Source organism: uncultured Mycobacterium sp., assembly GCF_964249325.1.
In the GTDB taxonomy this organism is placed as follows: Bacteria; Actinomycetota; Actinomycetes; order Mycobacteriales; family Mycobacteriaceae; genus Mycobacterium.
On record NZ_CAXUCH010000222.1, the window covers coordinates 1 to 4,672 of the forward strand.

The window sequence follows — 4,672 nt, forward strand, 5'->3', positions numbered from 1 at the left end:
GTGCGGCCCTGTTGGTGACGGCCGGGCATACCGCCAACATCGAGACGTTCTTTGATCGCACACGCGTGGCCAGCAATCCGTCGACGTTCCTGACCAGGCTGCGGGTCGGAGAAAAGCTGGTGGACGCCAAGGCGGTCGCCACGTTGTATCGCAGCCATATGTCGGCCGGCGCCGTCGCGCTTTTGGTGTTGACGATGCTGATCGCAGTGATCGCGGTGCTGTGGGTGTCGCGCGCCGACGCCGTGGTGATGCATTGGGTCGTCGAGTACTGGAACCGCTTCTCCCTCTGGGTGCAGGGCCGGATCACTTAGGCGGCGTTGACGGTGATATCCCTACGCCACCATGCTATTTCGCTGGCCGCGGTGTTCATGGCGCTGGCGCTCGGCGTTGTCTTAGGGTCGGGCCTGCTGTCTGACACGGTGTTGGCCGGCTTGCGGGCCGAGAAGCGGGATCTGCACGCTCAGATCGACACGCTTAACGACCAGAAGAATGCGCTGAACGAAAAGCTCAGCGCTTCAAACGACTTCACTTCACAGATGGCAGGGCACATCGTCCACGGCGCACTCGCGGGCAAGTCGGTGATCATGTTCCGCACCCCGGACGCCAAAGACGACGATGTGGAAGCAGTGTCGAAACTGATGGGCCAGGCCGGGGCAGCGGTGAGCGGAAGGGTTTCGCTGACTCAGGAATTCGTCGAGGCCAACTCGGCGGAGAAGCTGCGCTCGGTCGTCAACTCGTCGATCGTGCCGGCCGGCGCGCAGTTGAGCACCAAGCTGGTCGACCAAGGTTCGCAGGCCGGTGATTTGCTCGGTATCGCGCTGCTGATCAACCGCGATCCTGCGGTGCCCACCGTCGATGACGCGCAACGGGACGTCGTGCTCGCGGCACTTCGCGACACCGGCTTCATCTCCTACCCGTCCGACGCGCATATCGGGGCGGCAAACGCAGCCGTGGTGATCACCGGTGGCGGGCTTGGCGACGACGCCGGAAACCAAGGCGTCAGCGTGGCGCGGTTCGCCGCCGCCCTCGCACCTCATGGCACCGGCACGGTCTTGGCCGGTCGCGATGGATCGGCCAGCGGGACCGCTGCGGTCGCCGTGACCCGCGCCGATCCTGGCATGGCGTCGGCGATTACCACCGTCGATGACGTCGACGCCGAGTCGGGGCGGATCACCGTGGTGCTGGGTCTACACGACCTCATCAACGGCGGTCGTACCGGTCAGTACGGAATGGGTCACGGCGCCACGTCGCTCACCGTCGCGCTTTAGCCCGGCGCCGATGCGCGCCGCGCAGCGGCGGGAGGAGAAGCCGGGCAATCAAGCCTGAGCCGGGGCGTGTCAACGACGGCGCGGCGCCGTCGGTGTTAGGGTGGATTTCCGTGGGTCGGCAGGCCCAAGTGCGTAGCAGCACAAAAAGCGTAGTCCTGCCCGTCTTCACGGAGGTGGCTATCTTGCGCAGGCACCCGCAGAGCGCCACCAAGCACCTCTTCGTCAGCGGCGGCGTGGCCTCTTCGCTGGGCAAAGGGCTGACCGCCAGCAGTCTCGGACAATTGCTGACCGCCCGCGGGTTGCAGGTGACCATGCAGAAACTCGACCCGTACCTCAACGTCGACCCGGGCACCATGAACCCGTTCCAGCACGGGGAGGTTTTCGTCACCGAGGACGGTGCCGAAACAGACCTCGACGTCGGCCACTATGAGCGCTTTCTCGACCGGGACCTTTCCGGATCTGCGAATGTAACTACCGGCCAAGTCTATTCGTCGGTCATCGCCAAAGAACGGCGCGGCGAGTATCTCGGCGACACCGTCCAGGTGATCCCGCACATCACCGACGAAATCAAAAGCCGCATCCTGGCTATGGCCGAGCCCGATGCCGAAGGCAATCGCCCCGACGTCGTCATCACCGAAATCGGCGGCACCGTTGGCGATATCGAGTCGCAGCCGTTTCTGGAGGCGGCCCGCCAGGTCCGGCACGACCTCGGCCGGGAGAATGTCTTCTTCCTGCATGTGTCGCTGGTGCCGTATCTGGCGCCCTCGGGCGAGCTGAAAACCAAGCCCACCCAGCACTCGGTGGCGGCGTTACGGAGCATCGGTATCACCCCGGACGCGCTGATCCTGCGCTGCGACCGCGACGTTCCTGAGCCGCTGAAGAACAAGATCGCCCTGATGTGTGACGTCGACATCGACGGTGTGATCTCGACCCCGGACGCGCCGTCGATCTACGACATCCCCAAGGTATTACACCGCGAGGAGCTCGACGCCTTCGTGGTGCGCCGACTCAATCTACCGTTTCGCGACGTCGACTGGACCGAATGGGACGACTTGCTGCGCAAAGTGCACGAGCCGCAAGAGACGGTGCGAATCGCGTTGGTGGGCAAGTACGTTGACCTCTCCGATGCGTATCTGTCGGTCACCGAAGCGCTGCGCGCCGGCGGATTCAAGCACCGGGCAAAGGTGGAAATGCGCTGGGTAGCATCGGATGACTGCCAAGATGCCGGTGCCGCGGCGGCCGCTTTGAGCGATGTGCACGGTGTGCTGATCCCCGGCGGGTTCGGGATTCGCGGCATCGAAGGCAAGATCGGCGCGATCCGCTATGCGCGAGCCAGAGGCCTACCGGTGCTGGGGCTCTGTTTGGGGTTGCAGTGCATCGTGATCGAAGCCGCCCGCTCGGTGGGCCTCACCCAAGCGAATTCGGCAGAGTTCGACCCGGCCACCCCAGACCCGGTCATCTCCACCATGGCCGACCAAGAAGATATCGTCGCCGGCGAGGCAGATCTCGGTGGCACCATGCGGCTGGGCGCGTATCCCGCTGTGCTGGAACCGGATTCGATTGTCGCACGCGCATACCAGGCGACACAGGTCTCCGAGCGGCACCGGCATCGCTATGAGGTCAACAACGCCTACCGGGACAAGATCGCCGAGAGCGGCCTGCGGTTTTCCGGAACCTCGCCTGACGGCCATCTGGTGGAGTTCGTCGAATACCCGCCGGAGGTCCATCCGTTCGTCGTCGGTACCCAGGCGCACCCGGAATTGAAGAGCCGTCCCACCCGGCCGCATCCGCTGTTCGTTGCGTTCGTCGGCGCCGCCATCGACTACAAGGCGGCCGAGCGGCTGCCGGTGGAGATTCCCGAGCAGCGGCCTAACGGCAACGAACCCCGGGCCGGCGTCGGGCAGCCGCTTCCTGAGCCCGAACCGGTCGCCCGTGGGTGAACACGTCTTCGAGACAATATCGTCCGAAATCCTGCATACCGGAAAGATTTTCGCGCTCCGCGAGGACCGGGTCCTGATGCCCGGCGGCAAGATCGTCAACCGTGAAGTGGTCGAGCACTACGGCGCAGTGGGCGTCGTCGCCCTGGACGACGACGACAACATCCCGATGGTTTACCAGTACCGTCACCCCTTCGGTCGCCGGCTCTGGGAGCTGCCGGCCGGGCTGCTCGACGTCCACGGCGAGGCACCACATCTGACGGCCGCCCGCGAGCTGCAGGAAGAGGCCGGGCTTAAGGCGGACACGTGGCAGGTGCTGGCCGATCTGGATTCCACACCGGGCTTCAGCGACGAGTCGGTGCGGGTGTATCTGGCCACCGGATTGACCGACGTCGGACGGCCCGAAGGCCATGACGAAGAAGCCGATATGACGTTGCAGTGGTATCCGCTCACCGAAGCGGTGCGTCGAGTATTCAGCGGAGAGATCGTCAATTCGCTTGCCGTTTCCGGGATTTTGGCGGCATTCGCGGTCCGCAAGGGCCTCGCGCAGCCCCGGCCGGTGGACGCGCCGTGGCTCGACAAACCGACGGCGTTCGCCGCGCGACAGGCCGGGCGATGACATCGTTGGCGCCGCCGCTCGAGTCGCAGGTGCAGAGCTATCTCGACCACCTGACGATCGAGCGGGGCGCGGCTGCCAACACGTTGAGTTCCTACCGCCGCGACCTGCGCCGCTACCTCGAGCACCTGGCAGTGCGCGGCATCGACGATCTGGCCAAGGTCAGTGAGGACGACGTCAGCGAATTTCTCGTTGCGCTGCGGCGCGGTGATCCCGATGCGGGGGCGTCGCCGCTGTCGGCGGTGTCCGCGGCGCGGGCCCTGATCGCGGTGCGCGGGTTGCACCGGTTTGCCGCCGCCGAGGGCCTGACCGACGTGGATGTGGCGCGGGAAGTCAAGCCACCGACCCCCGGCCGGCGGCTGCCCAAGAGTCTGACCATCGACGAGGTGCTGGCCCTGCTGGCGGCGGCCGGCGGCGACAGTCCGTCGGACGGCCCGTTGACTCTGCGCAACCGGGCGCTGCTGGAGTTCTTGTACTCCACCGGAGCGCGGATTTCCGAAGCGGTTGGGCTCGATGTCGACGACATCGACACACATGCCAGGTCGGTGCTGTTGCGCGGCAAGGGCGGCAAGCAGCGGCTGGTGCCGGTCGGTCGCCCGGCTGTGGAAGCGCTGCAGGCCTACCTGGTGCGGGGACGCCCGGAACTGGCTCGTCGTGGCCGGGGCACGCCCAGCATGTTCCTCAACGCCCGCGGCGGGCGGTTGTCGCGGCAAAGCGCCTGGCAGGTGTTGCAGGATGCCGCCGACCGTGCCGGCATCACCTCGAAAGTGTCGCCACACACCCTGCGGCATTCGTTTGCCACCCACCTGCTCGACGGTGGCGCCGACGGTCGTGTGGTGCAGGAGTTGCTC

At 65.9% G+C, this 4,672-nt stretch carries 4 protein-coding genes and 1 pseudogene (1 of these 5 cut by a window edge); all 5 read left to right on the forward strand.

The window, feature by feature from the left end; translation table 11 throughout:
• Window positions 1-311 (forward strand): SteA domain-containing protein (locus ACFE99_RS20565; RefSeq protein ID WP_375488260.1); only part of this gene is annotated, 311 nt, incomplete at its 5' end.
• Window positions 312-323: 12 nt separating this feature from the next.
• Window positions 324-1,268 carry a copper transporter gene (locus ACFE99_RS20570; RefSeq protein ID WP_375488266.1) on the forward strand — a complete coding sequence of 315 codons (945 nt, stop codon included), beginning with the start codon at window positions 324-326 and terminating at the stop codon, window positions 1,266-1,268.
• Window positions 1,269-1,450: 182 nt separating this feature from the next.
• On the forward strand, window positions 1,451-3,208 hold the full coding sequence (locus tag ACFE99_RS20575) for a CTP synthase (protein WP_375488261.1): 1,758 nt from the start codon (window positions 1,451-1,453) through the stop codon (window positions 3,206-3,208).
• Entirely contained in the window at window positions 3,201-3,824 is a 624-nt protein-coding gene (locus tag ACFE99_RS20580) for an NUDIX domain-containing protein (RefSeq protein WP_375488262.1), read from the forward strand. The genes ACFE99_RS20575 and ACFE99_RS20580 overlap by 8 nt, the downstream gene beginning before the upstream one ends.
• Window positions 3,821-4,672: pseudogene (locus tag ACFE99_RS20585) on the forward strand (site-specific tyrosine recombinase XerD) (it continues 87 nt past the right edge of the window). Before ACFE99_RS20580 ends, ACFE99_RS20585 begins: the two are co-directional and overlap by 4 nt.